Below are 18,483 nucleotides of genomic sequence, written 5' to 3'. Positions count from 1 at the left end.
GGGGATGTTTCAACGGTGCGCCGTCCTCCCGCCGAGTTCGCTGTGCGCGTACCCCCGCTCCGAGGGGCTCGCCGCTCGCCCGGCGGGCCGCGCCGGTGTGTCGCAGCCCGCGGCTAGCGTGAGGGCGACATGGCTGCGAACGACTACTCCGCCCGGCATCTCTCCGTCCTCGAGGGCCTGGAGGCGGTGCGGAAGCGGCCGGGCATGTACATCGGCTCGACGGATTCCCGCGGGCTCATGCACTGCCTGTGGGAGATCATCGACAACGCGGTCGACGAGGCCCTCGCCGGTCACGGCGACACCATCGAGGTGCTGCTCCACCCCGATTCGAGCGTCGAGGTGCGGGACCGCGCCCGCGGCATCCCCGTCGACATCGAGCCGAAGACCGGCCTGACCGGTGTGGAGGTCGTCTTCACGAAGCTGCACGCCGGCGGCAAGTTCGGGTCCGGCTCGTACGCGGCCTCCGGCGGCCTGCACGGCGTCGGCGCCTCCGTCGTCAACGCGCTGTCCGAGCGGCTCGACGTCGAGGTCGACCGCGGCGGCAAGACCTGGGCCATGTCGTTCCACCGCGGCGAGCCCGGCACGTTCAAGGACGCCGACCCGAAGCACCCCTCGCCCGACGCGCCGTTCGAGCCGTTCGTCTCGGGCAGCTCGCTGCGGGTCGTCGGCCGCGCGGCCAAGGGCAGCACCGGTACCCGCGTGCGCTACTGGGCCGACCGGCAGATCTTCGTGCGCGACGCGACGTTCTCGCTCGCGGACCTCACCGGGCGGGCCCGGCAGACCGCCTTCCTCGTGCCGGGGCTCGGCATCACCGTCGAGGACCTCCGCGAGGGGGAGCCGGTCGTGGAGTCGTTCAAGTACGACGGCGGCATCGCCGAGTTCGTCGACTTCCTCGCCCCGGACGCGCCGCTCACGGACACGTGGCGCATCCAGGGCTCCGGCGACTTCACCGAGACGATCCCGGTCCTGCAGGCCAACGGGCACATGGAGGCGACCGAGGTCGCGCGGACCTGCGAGGTCGACATCGCCCTGCGCTGGGGCACGGGGTACGAGACCACGACCCGCAGCTTCGTGAACATCATCACGACCCCGAAGGGCGGCACCCACGCGCAGGGCTTCGAGGCCGGCCTGTTCGCGGTGCTGAAGGGCCAGGTCGAGGCCGCCGCGCGCCGGCTCAAGGTCGGTGCCAACGAGAAGCTCGAGAAGGACGACGTGCTCGCGGGGCTCACCGCGGTCCTGACCGTGCGCCTCCCCGAGCCGCAGTTCGAGGGCCAGACGAAGGAGGTGCTCGGCACCCCCGCCGTCCGCGCCATCGTGCGGCAGGTGCTGAGCAAGGCGCTCACGGAGCGGTTCGACTCCCCGAAGCGCGAGGACAAGGCCCAGACCGGCGTCCTGCTCGAGAAGGTCGTCAGCGAGATGAAGACCCGCATCTCGGCCCGCGCGCACAAGGAGACGCAGCGGCGCAAGAACGCGCTCGAGTCCTCGTCGCTGCCGGCGAAGCTCAAGGACTGCCGCTCGACGAACGTGGCCGACACCGAGCTGTTCATCGTCGAGGGCGACTCGGCGCTCGGCACCGCGAAGCTCGCCCGCAACTCCGAGTACCAGGCCCTCATGCCGATCCGCGGCAAGATCCTGAACGTCCAGAAGGCCTCGATCAGCGACATGCTCGGCAACGCCGAGTGCGCCGCGATCATCACGGCGCTCGGCGGCGGCTCCGGCAGGACCTTCGACCTCGAGGCGACGCGCTACGGCAAGGTCATCCTGATGAGCGACGCCGACGTCGACGGCGCCCACATCCGCACGCTGCTGCTGACGCTCTTCTTCCGGTACATGCGGCCGATGGTCGAGGAGGGGCGCGTGTTCGCGGCCGTCCCGCCGCTGCACCGGGTGATCGTGATGGGCAACCGGAAGAACGAGCCGATCTACACCTACAGCGAGCAGGAGCTCACGGGCGTGCTCGCGCAGCTGAAGAAGGAGCGGAAGCGCTGGCAGGAGCCGATCCAGCGCTACAAGGGCCTCGGCGAGATGGACGCGGACCAGCTGTCCAGCACCACCATGGACCGCCGGCACCGCACGCTGCGCCGGGTCCGCGTGACGGACGCCGCGGCCGCGGAGCGGACGTTCGAGCTGCTCATGGGCAACGACGTGGCGCCCCGCAAGGACTTCATCACGCAGAACTCGGCGTCGCTGGACCGCGACCGCATCGACGCCTGAGCGGGCGCCGGCGGGAGCCGGACGCGCCCACTGGCGACGAAGAGGGGGCCGGGTGGATCACCACCCGGCCCCCTCCTCGCGTTCAGCGCGTCACTTGATCGCGGAGAACCAGGCCGTGTTCGGCGCACCGATGCCGGTCACGTTGTCGTAGCCGGCGGTCACGGGCAGCGAGCTGTCCTGGTCGAAGAGCCGCACGGAGTAGAGGATGCCCTTGGCGGCGTTCTCCGAGTTCGCGTAGTCGGCTCGGACGTTGCCGGCGTCGGGGAACTTGGCCGTGACGTCCGTGAAGGCGCCCTTCGACGCGTAGATCGTCGGGTTCAGCAGACCGACGTCGTGCTTCGCCTTCTGGATCGACAGGGCCGTGAGGCCGGCGAACAGCGGCGACGCGAGGCTCGTGCCGCCGATCCGGTACTCGTCGTAGTACACGCCGTCCGTGAACGTCTGCGTCTGGCCGACGAGGAAGCCGGTGGTCGGGTCCGCGAGGGCGCCGACGTCCGGCGTCTGGCGGGCGCCGCCGCCGACCGTGCCGTTCTGGTAGGCGGGCTTGTTGAACAGCGACGAGGAGCCGCCGCCCGCGCCGGAGGTGAAGCCGACGGAGGTCCAGGAGCGGCCGTCGGTCGACAGGCTCTCCTTGACGGTGCCCCAGCCGGTGCGGCCGAGCAGCGCGCCGCTCGAGTCGATGGCGTCCGAGGTGCCGCCGACCGCCGTGACGTACGGGTCGCTCGACGGGTAGTCGACCTGCTTCAGGCCGCTCGCCACGACGTCGTCGCCGTCGTCACCGGAGGAGAAGAGGAACGAGATGCCCTCGAGGGAGGCCTGCAGGAACACCTGCTCGTACGCCGCGACGGCGTCGGCGGAGTCCTGCTCGCCGAGCTCGCCCCAGCTGTTGGACACGACGTCGACCTTGTCCTGGTCCACCACCTGCGCGAGGGAGTCGAGCAGGCCCTGGTCGCAGTCGGTGGCGCCGTAGTAGCGGATGTTCGACGCCGGCGCCATCGCGTGCGCGATCTCGACGTCCAGCGTCTCCTCGCCGTACCAGCCGCCCGCGTCGCACTCGTCGAGCAGGTCGTACTTGGAGGCGGCCGGGGTCACCTGCGTGAGCTGGCCCGAGCGGTAGGCCGCGTCGCCGTGCGCGGCCGCGTACCGCGACGCGTCCTGCGCGATGTAGGGCGAGGCGTAGGCGTCCACGATGCCGATCGTGACGCCGGAGCCGGTGAGCGTGTTCTTGGTGCCCTCGTAGGCGGCGCGGAGGAGCGGACCGGTGTAGCCGGACACCGCGTAGGGCAGCGTCTTGCCCTGGAACTTCGGCAGCGGCGTCTTGAAGTCCGCCTCGTACTTCGCGTCGAGCGAGCCGTAGCCCGTCGAGGCGGGGCGGGCGTTCCGGAAGCCGGCGTCCGGCGGCGTCGGCGTCGCCGCGGCGGGGTGCGCGAGGTTCGGCGTGGTGTCGAGGCCGGTGATCGTGGAGACGAGCCCGGCGATCCCGGTGGGCAGCTTCAGCGTCGTGGTCGGCGCCTGCACCGTCCGGCCGCCGTGCGTGTACCGGCCGATCGGGGCGGCGAACGCCTTCTTCGCGGCGGCGACGTCGCCGGAGACCGAGATGTACCGGTTGCTGGACTCGACGCCCGTGACCGTGAGCCCCGCGGCGCGCAGGTAGTGCTCGACCGTCCGCACCGCCTGGGCGGAGGGCGCGAAGCGGCTGCGGTACTGCGCCGGCGTGAGGAACTTCCCGTAGCTCGCGGAGCCGGGCGTCGAGACGGCGAGCGCGGCGGCCTTCAACGCGTCGACCCCGCCCTTCGGGGCGAGGTAGACCTTGGCGGTCGTCTTCGCGCCGGAGGACGCGTCGCCGAGGTGCTTCGCCTTCGAGAGCCAGGTCGGCTTCGAGTGGGGGACGGGCGTCGACGGCGTGTCGGCCTGCGCCGCGGTCGCGGTGAGCGAGAGGGCGGTCGCGGTGGCGAGACCGACACCGATGGACAGGAGACGGCGCTCGAGTGCGCGTCGTCGGGATGGAGTGGGCACGGTTCGTCCTGACTGATCCACGGCGTCGGGGGTGGCGCCGCAGCCGAACCTACGTAGGACCTCGGGCGTGTCAGCAGTCGCCGTCATGTTCGGTTCAGGAAGTGAAACAGCCCGTTCACACGGGCGGCGTGTCCAGCCTGGATTGCGGCCCGCTCCCAGCGGGCCCCGAGATCGCGCTCAGCCGCGTCAGCGCGGCGCGGTCCCGAACGCGGTCACCTTGCCCTCGAGCGGAAGTCCCGGCGCGTCGCGGCGCACCGCGTCGTCCGGGAACGGGCGCGTCACGCCGTCGGGGCCGGCGGCGAGCACCGGCGCCGTCCCGATCCACGCGATCCGCAGCCCGGTCTCGCCGCGGCCGAGCGTCTGCGCACGCACGCCGCCGGTGGCGCGTCCCTTCGCGGGGAAGTCGGCGAGGGGGGTGACCTTCCCGCGGCCCGCCTCGAGGCCCTCGATGGTGCCGTCGGTCGCCGAGACGGTGGCGACGACGGCCGACTCGGGGTCGGCCGCCGTGAACGAGACGACCTTCGCCGCGCCGCTCAGCGAGATGCCGGCCATGCCGCCGGCGCCGAGGCCCTGCGGCCGGACCGCGGAGGCGGGGAAGCGCAGCAGCTGCGCGTCGGAGGCCACGAACACGAGCGCCGCCTCCTCCGGGGCCTGGGCGGCGCCGACGACCTCGTCGCCCGGCTTCAGCGCGATGACCTCGAAGGCGGGCTTGTTCGGCCAGGCCCCGGTCGCGACGCGCTTGACGACGCCGGAGGCGGTGCCGAGGGCGATCGGGTCGCCGTCGAGGCGCACGAGCGCGAGGACGCGCTCCGCGGGCTCGAGGCCGAGGTAGGCGCCGATCGGCGTGCCCGCCGCCGGCTGCGCGGACGCCGGCGGGACGACGGGCAGGTCGACCGGCGTGAACCGGACGAGGCGGCCGCGGCTGGTGACGGCGCCGAGCTCCCCGCGGCTCGTCCCGTCGACCTCCGACGCGATCGCGTCGTGCCGCGACCGGCGCCGCTGCGGCTCGATGCGGGCGCCCTCGGGCAGGTCGACGCGCACCGCGCGGCCGCTGGTCGACAGCAGCACGCGGCAGGCGACGTCCTGGATCTCGAGGGCGGGGGCCTTCGACGACTTCGGCGGCGCCGCCACGGCCTCGGTGAGCAGCGTGCGGCGCGGCGTGCCGAACAGCTCGGCGGCCTGGCCGAGCTCGTCGGAGACGACCTTCCGCAGGCGTCCGGGCTCGGCGAGCAGCGCCCGCAGCGCCTCGATGTCGTCGCGCAGCTCCTGCGCCTCCGTCTCGAGCTCGATGGTCGAGAACCGGGTGAGGCGGCGGAGGCGCAGCTCGAGGATGTAGTCCGCCTGGGCCTGGCTCAGCCGGAAGGCGTCCATCAGGCCCGTGCGCGCCGCGTCCGTGTCGTCGCTGCCGCGGATGATCGCGATGACGCGGTCGATGTCGAGGATCGCGACGAGCAGGCCCTCGACGAGGTGCAGGCGCTCCTCGCGCCGGGCGAGCCGGTACCGCGTCCGCCGCGTGACGACGTCGATGCGGTGGTCGACGTAGACCTGCATCAGCTCGAGCAGGCCGAGCGTGCGGGGGCCGCCGTCGACGAGCGCGACGTTGTTGATGCTGAAGGACTCCTCCAGCGGGGTGTACCGGTAGAGCTGCTCGAGCACGGCCATCGGGTCGAAGCCGGTCTTGATCTCGATGACGAGCCGGAGCTGGTTGTGCTGGTCGGAGAGGTCGCTGACGTTCGCGATGCCGGCGAGCTTCTTCGCCTGCACGCCGTCCTTGATCTTCTCGATCACCCGCTCGGGGCCGACGAGGTAGGGCAGCTCGGTCACGACGAGCCCGGCCTTTCGGGCCGTGACCGGCTCGACCTGCACCTTGGCGCGCGTCTTGAAGGCGCCGCGGCCCGTCGCGTAGGCGTCGCGCACGCCGGCGAGACCGACGATCGTGCCGCCGGAGGGCAGGTCGGGTCCCGGCACGAACCGCATGACGTCGTCGAGCGTCGCGTCGGGGTGGGCGATCAGGTGCCGCACGCCCGCGACGACCTCCACCAGGTTGTGGGGCGCCATGTTCGTCGCCATCCCGACCGCGATGCCGGAGGCGCCGTTCACGAGCAGGTTCGGGAAGCTCGCGGGCAGCACCTCGGGCTGGTCGAGCTGCGCGTCAAAGTTCGGCACGAAGTCGACGACGTCCTCGTCGAGGTCGGCGACCATCGCCATCGCGGCGGGCGCGAGCCGGACCTCGGTGTACCGGTAGGCGGCGGGCCCGTCGTCGAGCGAGCCGAAGTTGCCGTGCCCGTCGAGCAGCGGCAGCCGCATCGAGAACGGCTGCGCCATGCGCACGAGCGCGTCGTAGATGGCGCCGTCGCCGTGGGGGTGCAGCTTGCCCATCACGTCGCCGACGACGCGGGCGCACTTCACGTGCCCGCGGTCGGGCCGGAGGCCCATGTCGGCCATCTGGTAGAGGATCCGGCGCTGCACCGGCTTCAGGCCGTCGCGCGCGTCGGGCAGGGCCCGGGAGTAGATGACGGAGTACGCGTACTCGAGGAACGAGCCCTGCATCTCGCTCGAGACGTCGACGTCCTCGATGCGCTCGCCGGCCAGGTTGGGTTCGGTGGTGCTCATGCGACAAGTCCCCTCCGCGACGACGCCCGCCGCGGTCGACGTCGCACGGACGGCGCGGAGACGTCAGCCGCTCAGCCGCTCCCGCACGAGCGGCGCGCGTGCGCCCGAATGGCACACTGCCTGATCGTGGCCCCCATCGTAGCGAGCGGCGCGCCCGTGCTCCGCGACGTGCTCACCGCCTCCCTCGACGCGGTGCAGGGGAGGCCGGACGCCCTGCGGCTCGGATCGCGCCGCCGGGTGGTCGTGCTCGTGGTCGACGGGCTCGGCGACGAGGCGCTCTCGGCGCGCGCCGGGCACGCTCGCACGCTCGCGGGCGCCGGGCGGCGGCGGATCGCGACCGGGGGCCCGACGACCACCGCAGCCGCGCTGACGACGCTCACGACCGGCACCGACCCCGGCGTGCACGGGGTCGTCGCCTACGCGGCGCTCGACCCGGCGACGGATCGGGTCGTCAACCAGCTCCGCGGCTTCGACGCCGACCTGCCGCCCGGATGGCAGCGCTCGACGACGGTCTTCGAGCGGGCGACCGCGGAGGGGCTGGCCGCCTTCGCGGTCGGGCCGCGCCACTACGCGACCTCCGGGTTCACGCGGGAGGTGCTCAGGGGTGCGCGCTACGTCGGCGCCCGGACGATCGAGGACCGCCTGGAGGCCGCGTTCTCCGCCCTCCGCGGCGCGGGACGCGGCATCGCCTACTGCTACGTGCCGGAGCTCGACGTCGCCGCCCACCGGGAGGGCTGGCGGTCGGGGGAGTGGACGGGCCTGCTCGAGCGCGTGGACGGCGCCGTGCGCGACGCGGCGCCGCGCGGCGGCGAGACGCTGCTCGTGACCGCCGACCACGGCATGGTCGACGTGTCGCCGTCCGCGCACGTGATCCTGGAGGGCCTCGGGCTCGACGACGACGTGCGGCACCTCGCGGGCGAGCCGCGCCTGCTGCACGTGCACCTGCGACCCGGTGTCGACCCGGCGGAGGCCGCGGCCCGCTGGACGGCGGCGCTGGGCGGCGCGGCCGAGGTCGCGACGCGCGACGAGGCGGTCGCCGCGGGACGCTTCGGCGCCGTGGTCCCCGAGGTGCTGCCGCGCATCGGGGACCTGCTCGTCGCTGCGCGCGGCGGCGCGGCGTTCTACGCGACCGAGGACGCGCCGGCGCGGGGCATGGTCGGCCAGCACGGCGCGTGGACGCCGGCGGAGCGGTTCGTGCCCCTGGTCCGGCTCGACGGCTGAGGGCGCCGCCCGGTCGGCCCGATCCGCTGCGGGATCAGGGCTCGTCGCGGCCGAAGACGATCTCGTCCCAGCTCGGCATCGAGGTGCGGCCGCGCCGGGGTCGGACGGCGGGAGCCGGCCGCTCGGCGGGCTCCTCCGCGTCCTCGGGCGTCGCGGGTGCCGGCTCGACGGGGGCGAGGCCCGGGCGGCCCCGGTCCCGGCGACGCCGGATGGGCTCCGTCGGGCGCTCCTGAACGGGCGTCGCGGCGTCGCGGACCGGCAGGCGGTGCACGGGAGCGGGCTCGCGGCGCGGCGCGGGTGCGGCGCGATCGGCCGCGGGCCGCGGCGCGAAGACGTCGCCGACCACGTCGATCGCCGCGGTGGGCGGCAGCTCGTCGGTGTCCTGGATCTGCTCCTGGCGCCCGGTCGGGCGACGCCGCTCGGGCTCGTCGATCCGCTCCGGCCGGTCGGTCCGGTCCGTGCGGTCGATGCGCCGGGGCTGCGCGCGCTGGCCCGGCGCCGGGCGGTCGGCGGGGGCGCGACGCACGTCCCGCGGCTTCGGCCGCTCCGGCGTCGCGGTCGTGCCGGTGTCCGTCTCCGCGGCGGGCTGCGCCTCCTTCGGCGCCCGCTCCATCGGCGGGAAGCGGAAGGCCGCGCTGTCGAAGCGGCTGCGGTCCGGCTCCTCCGCGGGCACGGCGGCGACCCGCGCCCCGTGGGGGAGCCGCGGACCGGGGCCGGTGGCGGGCGCCGGCGCGGGTGCGGCCGCGTCCGGCTCGGCGGGCCGGACGATCGTCACGGGCGCGGTCGGCTCGATCGCGCGCAGGCGCGGGGTCAGCGCGGCGGGCACGCCCTGCTGCGACAGCGTCGACGCCTCCACGTTGTCCGGGTCGAGCCGCATGTGCTTCGGGTCGAACCGCCAGCTGGCGGCGTGCTGGATGTCGTCGGCGGTGAAGGCGACGGCGAGCACCCAGCCGGACGGCTCCTTGGCGCTCGTCCAGCGCACGTCCTTCGCCGCGAGGGCGTCGAGGCGCTCGCCCATGACCGCGCCGAAGGTGCGGGAGCGGGCGCCCTCGGTCTCCGGCGGCAGCCGCACGGCGAGCGCGGACTCGACGATGTAGGAGCGCTCGGCCAGCACCGGGCCGGTGAAGCGCTCGATGAAGGCGACGGGGACGCCGGTCATGGCCGCGACCTGCTCGCTCGTCAGCCCGGCGCGGATGTGCGCCTGGATCTCGCGCGGCGACAGGCGCTTCTCCGAGGCGGGCCCGGAGGTGCTCGCGATGCGCGCGCGGAGGGCCGCGTCGAGCGGCAGGCGGAAGCGGTCGCCGGTCGGGGTGGCGACGACGATCGCGTCGTCCTCGACCGTCAGCACGCTCAGCGTCTGCATCGTCCGATCCACCTCCTGCCCTCCGGCGCGTCGAGGATCGCACGCGCCACGCCGCCCGCCCCGGAAATACCGGGCGAGTCCCGGATGTTGATGCGCCTGCGACCGCGGGACGACGGCCGCGGCGAGGCGTTTGCATCCGCATTCCGCCTCGTGCATACTGTCGCCGCTTTCCGCCCGAGACCCCCGGGCGAACAGCCCGCGCGACGCTTGAGAGAGGCACGGATTTCATGGCGACCGATTACGACGCCCCCCGCAAGACGGACGACGACTCCGACTCGATCGAAGCGCTGAAGGAGCGAGTCCCGGACAAGATGTCCGGGGTCGTGGACGTGGAGGACGCGGACAACCCGGGCGGCTTCGAGCTGCCCGGCGCGGACCTCTCCGACCTGGACCTCGACGTGGTCGTGCTCCCGCCGCAGGCGGACGAGTTCACCTGCGTGAGCTGCTTCCTCGTGAAGCACCGCTCGCAGCTCGACCACGAGACGAAGCTCGGCCCCATCTGCCGCGAGTGCGAGGCCTGAGCCGCGCACTCCGAGCACCGGGGCGCCCGCCCCGATCGACGACCACGGGCCCGTCCGGCGAACCGCCGGCGGGCCCGTTCCCGTCTCAGGACGTGCGCGCGCCCCGCTCGGCGGCGAGGGCCGCGCGCAGCTCCTCCGGCCGCCGGGTGGAGATCAGCCAGTAGGGCACCGGGTCGTCCGGGTCCTCGACGTCGACGCGGACGACCGGGTCGACCCAGCCGCGGAAGAGCGTGAAGGCGCGGGCGTCGAGCCCCGGCCCGCGGGCCTGGGTCGCGTCCGCCCGCCGGTAGAGCGCCGTCTCGCCCGTGAGGCCGACCGGGATGCGGGCGGCGCCGGCGTGCAGCATCCCGTCCTGCACCGCCACGACGGGCGACAGCACGACGAGCAGCAGCTCGACCGCGGCGGTCAGCACGATCGCGGCGATGATCCCGATCGTCGGCGACAGGGGGAGGAGGACGACGAAGATCGCGGGCACGAGCAGGAGCACCGCGATGAGCGTGCCCGGACCAGGCACGAGGCGTTCGCGGAAGCGCTGCACGGCCCCATTCCACCACCGCGCCCGCCGGGACGCGCGCCGGTAGCCTCGCCCCTCGTGATCGAGGTGCTCGTGGACGGGCCCGTGCCGGAGCGGGCGGTGCCGGGCGACGCGGCGGCCGACCTCCGCAGCGCGGAGGCGGTGACGCTCGGGCCGCAGCAGCGCGCGACCGTCGGCACCGGGCTGCGGATCGCCCTGCCGGCCGGCACGGCCGCGCTGGTGCTGCCGCGCAGCGGGCTCGCGGCGAAGCACGGCATCACGATCGTGAACGCCCCCGGCCTCGTCGACGCCGGCTACCGCGGCGAGATCCGCGTCACGCTCCTGAACACGGACAGCACCACCTCGTACGATGTCGCGGTCGGGGACCGCATCGCGCAGCTGCTCGTGCTGCCGCTGCCGGAGATCGCGTTCGTCCCCGTCGTCCGTCTGCCCGGGAGCCACCGCGCGGAGCGGGGATTCGGATCGACCGGGTCGGGCGACGTCCCGGCACCAGGAGAGGAGGCGCCGTGACCGACGAGGAGAACGGCCCGGAGCCCAGGCCGAAGTCGGCCCCGGCCGATCGGGAGGTCCTCGGTCCGCTCGACGTGCAGGAGGCGAACGCCGTCCGGCCCTACGTGGACCTCGGAGGCGTGAAGATCCCGCCGCGCGAGGGCCTCGGCCTCCGCCTCGAGGTCGAGGAGGGCACCGGCCGCGTCGTCGCCGTCGGGCTCGACTTCGCGAGCTCCAGCCTCCAGGTGCAGCCGTTCGCGGCGCCGCGCTCGAGCGGGCTCTGGCACGAGATCCGCGAGCAGATCGAGCAGCAGATCCTCTCGCAGGGCGGCACGACGCGCGTCGTCGACGGCCGGCTCGGCCCGGAGCTGCTCGCCCAGATCCCGGCGCAGCAGGCGCCGGGGCAGCCCACGGTGAACCGCATCGCCCGCTTCATCGGGGTCGACGGCCCGCGCTGGTTCCTCCGCGGCGTCATCTCCGGCGACGGCGCGCTCGACCCGCAGGTCGGCGCGGCGATGGAGGAGCTGTTCCGCAGCGTCGTCGTCGTGCGCGGCTCCGCGCCGATGCCGCCCCGCGACCTCATCCCGCTCCACATGCCGCAGGGCGCGGAGCCGGACGCGACGCAGCGCCCGCGCCTCGGCGCGTGACCGGCGACCCGCAGGAGCCGGAGCGGCCCCGGTCCGGGCTCGCCCGCGCGGCCGACGACTCGCCGCTGACCGGCCGGGGCGTCGTCGCGGCGATCGGCGGCCCGCTCGGGATCGTCGAGAGCGTCCTGCCGCCGCTCGTCTTCGTCGTCGCCTACCAGGTCGTCGCGATCCGGCAGGCGCCGACGCCGGTGGACCGGCCGACGCTGATCCCGATCGTCGTCGCCCCGCTGGTGCTGTCGGCGCTCTTCGTGCTGATCCGCCTGGTGCGGCGGCAGCGCGCGGGCGGCGCCATCAGCGGCGCGGTGCTCGTCGCGGTGTCGGCGGCGCTCGTGCTCGTCACCGGCGACGCGAACACGAACTTCCTGCCCGGGTTCTTCATCAACGCCGCCTACGGCCTGGCGTTCCTCGTCTCCGTGCTGGTGCGGCGCCCGCTCGTGGGCGTCGTCACGGGGCTCATCACCTCGGACCGGGCGTGGGGGAGCGAGCCGCGCCGGCGCCGCGCCGCCACCTGGCTCAGCCTGCTCTGGGTGCTGCTCTTCGCGGTCCGGCTCGCGGTCGAGGTGCCGCTCTACGCGGCGGGCGACAAGGTCGTCGAGCTCGGCATCGCGCGGATCGTCCTCGGCCTGCCCCTCTACTCGATCGTGCTGATCGTCACCGTGCTCGCGGTGCAGGCGCTGCGGCGCCGCGACGCCGCCTGACGGCCGGGGCGCCCGGCCGTCGGGCGGTATCGTGCTGGAGGCGTCGCGGCCGACCGTCGCGGCCCTGGAGGTGTGGAGGAGCGACATGGCCGCGGTGGACAGTTTCGGCGCGAGGACCGACCTGACGGTGGGCGGGAAGACCTTCGAGATCTTCGCCGTCGACGCCGTCGACGGGTACGACCGGCTGCCGTTCAGCCTGAAGGTGCTGCTCGAGAACCTCCTCCGCACGGAGGACGGCGCGAACGTCACCGCGGACCAGATCCGCGCGCTCGGCTCCTGGGTGCCGGAGGCGGAGCCCGACACGGAGATCCAGTTCACGCCGGCCCGCGTCGTCATGCAGGACTTCACCGGCGTGCCCTGCATCGTCGACCTCGCCACGATGCGCGAGGCCGTCGCCGAGCTCGGCGGCGACCCGAAGCGGGTCAACCCGCTCGCGCCAGCGGAGCTCGTGATCGACCACTCCGTCATCGCCGACCTCTTCGGCACGGAGAACGCCTTCGAGCGCAACGTCGAGATCGAGTACGAGCGCAACGGCGAGCGCTACCAGTTCCTCCGCTGGGGCCAGACGGCCTTCGACGACTTCAAGGTCGTCCCGCCCGGCACCGGCATCGTCCACCAGGTCAACATCGAGCACCTCGCCCGCGTCACCTACACGCGCGTCGTGGGCGGCGTCGAGCAGGCCTACCCCGACACGCTCGTCGGCACCGACTCGCACACGACCATGGTGAACGGCCTGGGCGTGCTGGGCTGGGGCGTCGGCGGCATCGAGGCCGAGGCGGCCATGCTCGGCCAGCCGGTCTCGATGCTCATCCCGAAGGTGGTCGGCTTCAGGCTGACGGGTGCGATCCCCACCGGCGTCACCGCGACGGACGTCGTCCTCACCATCACGCAGATGCTGCGCAAGCACGGCGTCGTCGGCAAGTTCGTCGAGTTCTACGGCGAGGGCGTCGGCGAGGTCCCGCTCGCGAACCGCGCGACCATCGGCAACATGAGCCCCGAGTTCGGCTCGACCGCCGCGATGTTCCCCGTCGACGACGTCACCCTCGACTACCTCCGCCTCACCGGCCGCTCCGAGGAGCAGGTCGCGCTCGTCGAGGCGTACGCGAAGCGGCAGTCCCTGTGGCACGACCCGGCGAGCGAGGCGCGGTACTCCGAGTACATGGAGCTCGACCTCTCCACCGTCGTCCCGTCGATCGCGGGGCCGCGGCGCCCGCAGGACCGCATCGAGCTGTCGGCCGCCAAGGCGACGTTCGAGCACGACCTCGCGGACTACGCCGAGAAGCCGACGCTGCTCGACGTGGCCGTCGAGGGCACCTTCCCGGCCTCCGACCCCGTCGCGTCCACGCCGGGCGACGACGACCAGTCCGAGGACCGCGAGCTGCAGCCGGCGGGCGCGAGCTTCCCCGGCCAGTTCGAGGCCGCGCACGTCAGCCACGCCCCGCAGCACGCGTCCAACCCGGTGACGGTGCAGGGCTCGGCGGGCGAGTTCACGCTCGACCACGGCGCCGTCGCGATCGCCGCGATCACCTCCTGCACGAACACCTCGAACCCTTCCGTGATGCTCGCGGCCGGCCTGCTCGCGAAGAAGGCCAGCGAGAAGGGCCTGAAGGCGAAGCCGTGGGTCAAGACCACGCTCGCGCCGGGCTCGAAGGTCGTCACCGACTACTACGAGAAGGCCGGCCTGATGGGCCCGCTCGAGGACCTCGGCTTCTACCTCGTCGGCTACGGCTGCACCACCTGCATCGGCAACTCGGGACCGCTCGAGGAGCCGATCTCGGAGGCCGTGCAGCAGAACGACCTCGCGGTCACCGCGGTGCTCTCCGGCAACCGCAACTTCGAGGGGCGCATCAACCCCGACGTGAAGATGAACTACCTGGCGAGCCCGCCGCTCGTGATCGCGTACGCGCTGGCCGGCAGCATGAACTTCGACTTCGAGAACGACGCCCTCGGCAAGGACGAGGAGGGCGTCGACGTCTACCTGAAGGACATCTGGCCCGACGCGGGCGAGGTGCAGGCGACGATCGACTCCTCGATCTCGACCGACATGTTCGAGCACGAGTACGCGAGCGTCTTCGACGGCGACGAGCGGTGGCGGAACCTGCCGACCCCGACCGGCGCGACGTTCGAGTGGAGCGAGTCCTCCACCTACGTGCGCAAGCCCCCGTACTTCGACGGCATGACGCTCGAGACCAGCCCGGTCGTCGACGTCGCCGGCGCGCGGGTGCTCGCGAAGCTCGGCGACTCCGTGACCACCGACCACATCAGCCCCGCGGGCTCGATCAAGGCGGACAGCCCCGCCGGCCGGTACCTGACGGAGCACGGCGTCGACCGGAAGGACTTCAACTCCTACGGCTCCCGCCGCGGCAACCACGAGGTGATGATCCGCGGCACGTTCGCGAACATCCGGCTGCGCAACCGCCTCCTCGACGGGGTCGAGGGCGGGTACACGCGCGACTTCACGCAGCCCGACGGCCCGCAGGCGTTCATCTACGACGCGAGCGAGCGCTACCAGGCCGAGGGCACCCCGCTCGTGATCCTCGCGGGCAAGGAGTACGGCTCCGGCTCGAGCCGCGACTGGGCCGCGAAGGGCACGAACCTGCTCGGCGTCAAGGTCGTCATCGCGGAGAGCTTCGAGCGCATCCACCGCTCGAACCTCATCGGCATGGGCGTCCTCCCGCTGCAGTTCCCCGCGGGGGAGACCGCGGACTCGCTCGGCCTCGACGGCACCGAGGCGTTCGAGGTGACGGGCATCACCGCCCTCAACGACGGCGCGACGCCGAAGACGGTGCACGTGGTCGCGACCCCGACCGCGCACTCGCCGGAGGGGAAGCAGCCGATCGAGTTCGACGCGGTCGTCCGCATCGACACCCCGGGCGAGGCCGACTACTACCGCAACGGCGGCATCCTCCAGTACGTCCTCCGCTCGCTCGTCGCCTGACCGCGATGACGGGTGCGGACCGGGGGCTCCGGCACGGCCGGAGCCCCCGGTCCCTCCGATGCTCCGCAGGTGGTCAGGCAGTTCGGAGCACTGCTCATAAGGTGAACGGATGAGCGTGCTCGAGACCATCCGGAGCCCGCGGGACCTCGACCGGCTGACCCAGGACCAGCTCACGACGCTGGCCGCGGAGATCCGGGCGTTCCTGATCGAGAACGTGTCGCGGACCGGCGGTCACCTCGGCCCGAACCTCGGCGTCGTCGAGCTGACGATCGCGATCCACCGCGTCTTCCACTCGCCGCACGACGCCATCGTGTGGGACACGGGGCACCAGACCTACGTCCACAAGCTGCTGACGGGCAGGCAGGACTTCTCCCGCCTCCGGAAGCGCGGCGGCCTCTCCGGCTACCCGGACCGGGCGGAGAGCAGGCACGACATCGTCGAGAGCTCGCACGCCTCGAGCTCCCTCTCCTGGGCGGACGGCATCTCCCGCGCGTTCCAGGTGCGGGGTGAGACCGACCGGCACGTCGTCGCGGTGGTCGGCGACGGCGCGCTCACCGGCGGCATGACGTGGGAGGCGCTGAACAACATCAGCGACGACAACAACCGCCGCCTCGTCATCGTCGTCAACGACAACGGCCGCTCCTACGCCCCCACGATCGGCGGGATGGCGCGCTACCTCAACGAGGTGCGGACGCGGCGGACGTACCGCGACATGCAGAAGGGGTCGCAGCGGCTGTTCGACCGCTTCGGCCCGCCCGGCCGCGCCGTCTACCGCGGCACGCGCGGGGCGCTGCACGGCTTCCTCGCCCGCTTCGTCAACTACGAGCGGATGTACTCGAACCTCGACATCAAGTACCTCGGCCCGGTCGACGGGCACGACGAGGTGGCCGTCGAGAACGCGCTCGAGCAGGCGAAGAACTACGAGCTGCCCGTGCTCGTCCACGTGATCACGCAGAAGGGCCGCGGCTACGCGCCCGCACGCGCGGACGAGGCGGACCGGTTCCACGCCGTCGGCGTCATCGATCCGGAGACCGGCGCGCCCCTCGCGCCGGCGTCGCCCGCCCGCGACTGGGCGGACGCGTTCGGCGAGGACCTCGTCGCGCTCGCGGAGGACGACCGCCGGATCATCGGGATGACCGCGGCGATGCTGCGGCCCGTCGGGCTCGAGCCGCTGGCGAGGCGGCACCCCGAGCGGGTGATCGACGTCGGCATCGCCGAGCAGCACGCCGTCACCTCCGCCGCCGGGCTCGCCTTCGGCGGCCTGCACCCGGTGTTCGCGGTCTACGCGACCTTCCTCGGCCGCGCCCTCGACCAGGTGCTGATGGACGTCGCGCTGCACCGGGCCGGCGTCACGTTCGTGCTCCACCGTGCGGGGATCACGGGCCCGGACGGCGCGAGCCATCACGGCATGTGGGACCTGGCGATGCTGCAGATCGTGCCGGGCATGCGGCTCGCGTCGCCGCGCGACGGCGCGACGCTGGCGGAGGAGCTCGCGGAGGCCGTCTCGGTCCAGGACGCGCCCACCGTGCTCCGCCTGCCGAAGGGCACCGTGCCGGCGGACATCCCGGCGCTCGAGCGGCTCGAGGACGGCGTGGACGTGCTCGCTCGCGGTTCGGAGTCCGACGTGCTCGTGGTCGCGATCGGCGTGATGGCGGCGCAGGGCCTCGAGGTGGCGCGGCTGCTCGCGGACGAGGGCATCCACGTCACCGTCGTCGACCCGCGGTGGGCGGTCCCGATCGCGCCGAGCCTCATCGACCTCGCCGCGAAGCACCGCCTCGTCGTCACGATCGAGGACGGCGTGCGCGTCGGCGGCGTCGGCACGCGCCTCCGCCAGGACATGCGCGCGGCGGGCGTCGACACGGCGCTGAACGAGGTCGGCCTGCCCGACGCGTTCCTCCCGCACGCGGAGCGCGGCGAGATCCTCGCGGAGAGCGGCCTGTCCGCCCCGGCGATCGCGGCCGACATCGTGGGCCAGCTCGCGGGCACGAAGCAGCCCGCGGCGAAGCCGGCCCGCACCCGCGTCTCCGACTGACCCCTCCGCCTTCTGACCAGATCCCGGTCGTCCGACCACGCGCGCGCGGGGTCGGACGACCGGGATCTCGTCAGGACGGTCCTTTGAAGTCGCAGCGGACCGCAACATCCCCCTCCCCAGGCCGGATCGCTCCACAGACGCGGCCTCGCCGCGCCGACGGCTCGCTGAGCGGGCACCCTGTCCGCGTGGACCCGTGGATCGTCGAGCTGCTCATCGTGCGCGAGCAGGCGTTCGAGGACCACCGCCGGACGCTGGCGAAGGATGTGCAGCGCGGTCTGCTGCGCCGGGTCCGTCCCGGTGTCTACGTCGAGCGCGGTGTCCATGACGCGCTCTCGCCGGAGCAGCGGCACGTGGTCTCCATGCGAGCCCTCGCAGCGGTCGCATCGCGGCCGCCGCTCTTCTCCCACTGGTCCGCGGCAGTCCTGCTGGGGCTGCCGGTACTCGGCCGCGAGCACCTCGAGCGCGTGCACGTGAGCGTCGAGGACGCCTCGGACCGAGGACTCGTCGGTGTGGCCGCGCGCGTGGCCGCCGTCGACGCCGGCGAACGAGCCGAGGTGCGCGGGCTGCAGGTCACGACGCCGGCGAGGACGGTGGTCGACATCGCGCGCATCTCGACGTTCGAGAGCGGCGTCGTGACCGCCGACGGCGCCCTGCATCTCGGTGTGCCGCGAGTCGCACTCGAGGGAGCGGTCGCCGCAGCGACGTCTCGGAAGGGTTGGAGGCGTGCGCAGGCGGTGGTGGCGTTCGCGGACGGCGACGCGGAGTCGCCGGCCGAGTCGACCTCGAGGGTCACGATGCTGCGCATCGGCATCCGTCGCCCGATCCTGCAATGGCGGGTGTTCGACCGGAACGGCCTGGCAGGTCGCCTGGACTTCGGCTACCCCTGGGTGCCCGCCGGTGGAGAGACCGACGGCGAGCAGAAGTACCGCGACGCCTCGATGGCGCCCAACGGCGCTGCCGACGCCGTGATCAAGGAGAAGCGACGGGAGGACCGAGTGCGGCTCGAGGTGCCGCGGCTCGGCCGATGGGGCTACCGGGAGTCCCGCAGCCCGCGACTGCTCGCGCCGATCCTCGCCCGGATCGGCGTCGTGCCCGAAGCTCGTCGCGTGACCATCGCCGACTACTCCACCGAGTTCCGCGTCACGCGGCTGTGACCAGATCCCGGTGGTCTGCCCCGACGCGCGAGAGGGCAGACC

The 18,483-nt window shown here is 73.4% G+C and carries 13 protein-coding genes; 9 read left to right on the top strand and 4 right to left on the bottom strand.

Annotated elements, in window-relative coordinates; genetic code table 11:
• The first annotated feature begins 129 nt into the window (after nucleotides 1-129).
• The gene (locus tag D1781_RS11385; protein WP_119482392.1) at nucleotides 130-2,214 is read left to right on the top strand and encodes a DNA gyrase/topoisomerase IV subunit B; all 2,085 of its coding nucleotides are present in this window, start codon (nucleotides 130-132) and stop codon (nucleotides 2,212-2,214) included.
• A 90-nt stretch (nucleotides 2,215-2,304) separates the two neighbouring features.
• On the opposite strand, the gene D1781_RS11380 is transcribed toward D1781_RS11385, so the two are convergent.
• Nucleotides 2,305-4,230, bottom strand: a complete 1,926-nt coding sequence (locus D1781_RS11380; RefSeq protein WP_199706567.1) for a S53 family peptidase — start codon at nucleotides 4,228-4,230, stop codon at nucleotides 2,305-2,307.
• Nucleotides 4,231-4,416: 186 nt separating this feature from the next.
• The gene (locus D1781_RS11375) at nucleotides 4,417-6,843 is read right to left on the bottom strand and encodes a DNA gyrase/topoisomerase IV subunit A (protein ID WP_119482390.1); all 2,427 of its coding nucleotides are present in this window, start codon (nucleotides 6,841-6,843) and stop codon (nucleotides 4,417-4,419) included.
• A gap of 126 nt (nucleotides 6,844-6,969) precedes the next feature.
• Here D1781_RS11375 and D1781_RS11370 point away from each other — a divergent pair, with 126 nt between their 5' ends.
• Nucleotides 6,970-8,064 carry an alkaline phosphatase family protein gene (locus D1781_RS11370; protein ID WP_233551288.1) on the top strand — a complete coding sequence of 365 codons (1,095 nt, stop codon included), beginning with the start codon at nucleotides 6,970-6,972 and terminating at the stop codon, nucleotides 8,062-8,064.
• Nucleotides 8,065-8,098: 34 nt separating this feature from the next.
• On the opposite strand, the gene sepH is transcribed toward D1781_RS11370, so the two are convergent.
• Nucleotides 8,099-9,427 (bottom strand): septation protein SepH, encoded by a 1,329-nt coding sequence (gene sepH / locus D1781_RS11365; RefSeq protein ID WP_158590076.1) that lies wholly within the window; start codon nucleotides 9,425-9,427, stop codon nucleotides 8,099-8,101.
• 227 nt (nucleotides 9,428-9,654) lie between these two features.
• Between sepH and D1781_RS11360 the strand changes: the two genes are divergently transcribed.
• On the top strand, nucleotides 9,655-9,948 hold the full coding sequence (locus D1781_RS11360; RefSeq protein WP_119482387.1) for a DUF4193 domain-containing protein: 294 nt from the start codon (nucleotides 9,655-9,657) through the stop codon (nucleotides 9,946-9,948).
• Between the two features lie 85 nt (nucleotides 9,949-10,033).
• Here D1781_RS11360 and D1781_RS11355 read toward each other — a convergent pair whose 3' ends face one another.
• Entirely contained in the window at nucleotides 10,034-10,486 is a 453-nt protein-coding gene (locus D1781_RS11355) for a DUF3093 domain-containing protein (RefSeq protein ID WP_119482386.1), read from the bottom strand.
• A gap of 57 nt (nucleotides 10,487-10,543) precedes the next feature.
• On the opposite strand from D1781_RS11355, the gene dut reads away from it, so the two are divergent.
• The 6 genes from dut (at nucleotide 10,544) to D1781_RS11325 (ending at nucleotide 18,441) form a co-directional block, all read left to right on the top strand.
• A complete protein-coding gene (gene dut, locus D1781_RS11350) occupies nucleotides 10,544-10,993 on the top strand; it encodes a dUTP diphosphatase (protein WP_119483223.1) in 450 nt (149 codons plus the stop codon).
• Nucleotides 10,990-11,619 carry a DUF3710 domain-containing protein gene (locus tag D1781_RS11345; protein WP_119482385.1) on the top strand — a complete coding sequence of 210 codons (630 nt, stop codon included), beginning with the start codon at nucleotides 10,990-10,992 and terminating at the stop codon, nucleotides 11,617-11,619. The genes dut and D1781_RS11345 overlap by 4 nt, the downstream gene beginning before the upstream one ends.
• Nucleotides 11,616-12,317, top strand: a complete 702-nt coding sequence (locus D1781_RS11340) for a DUF3159 domain-containing protein (RefSeq protein ID WP_119482384.1) — start codon at nucleotides 11,616-11,618, stop codon at nucleotides 12,315-12,317. The genes D1781_RS11345 and D1781_RS11340 overlap by 4 nt, the downstream gene beginning before the upstream one ends.
• Nucleotides 12,318-12,402: 85 nt before the next feature.
• Entirely contained in the window at nucleotides 12,403-15,255 is a 2,853-nt protein-coding gene (locus D1781_RS11335; RefSeq protein WP_119482383.1) for an aconitate hydratase, read from the top strand.
• Between the two features lie 109 nt (nucleotides 15,256-15,364).
• Nucleotides 15,365-17,287 (top strand): 1-deoxy-D-xylulose-5-phosphate synthase, encoded by a 1,923-nt coding sequence (gene dxs, locus D1781_RS11330; protein WP_119482382.1) that lies wholly within the window; start codon nucleotides 15,365-15,367, stop codon nucleotides 17,285-17,287.
• 185 nt (nucleotides 17,288-17,472) lie between these two features.
• Nucleotides 17,473-18,441: a hypothetical protein gene (locus tag D1781_RS11325; protein ID WP_119482381.1), complete on the top strand. Its 969-nt coding sequence runs from the start codon at nucleotides 17,473-17,475 to the stop codon at nucleotides 18,439-18,441.
• Nucleotides 18,442-18,483 lie beyond the last annotated feature (42 nt).

Origin of the sequence: Amnibacterium setariae (genome assembly GCF_003581425.1) — a bacterium.
Classification (GTDB): domain Bacteria; phylum Actinomycetota; class Actinomycetes; order Actinomycetales; family Microbacteriaceae; genus Amnibacterium; species Amnibacterium setariae.
Note: the sequence above shows the minus strand (reverse complement) of the source record. Positions and strands in the feature narration are given on the sequence as shown.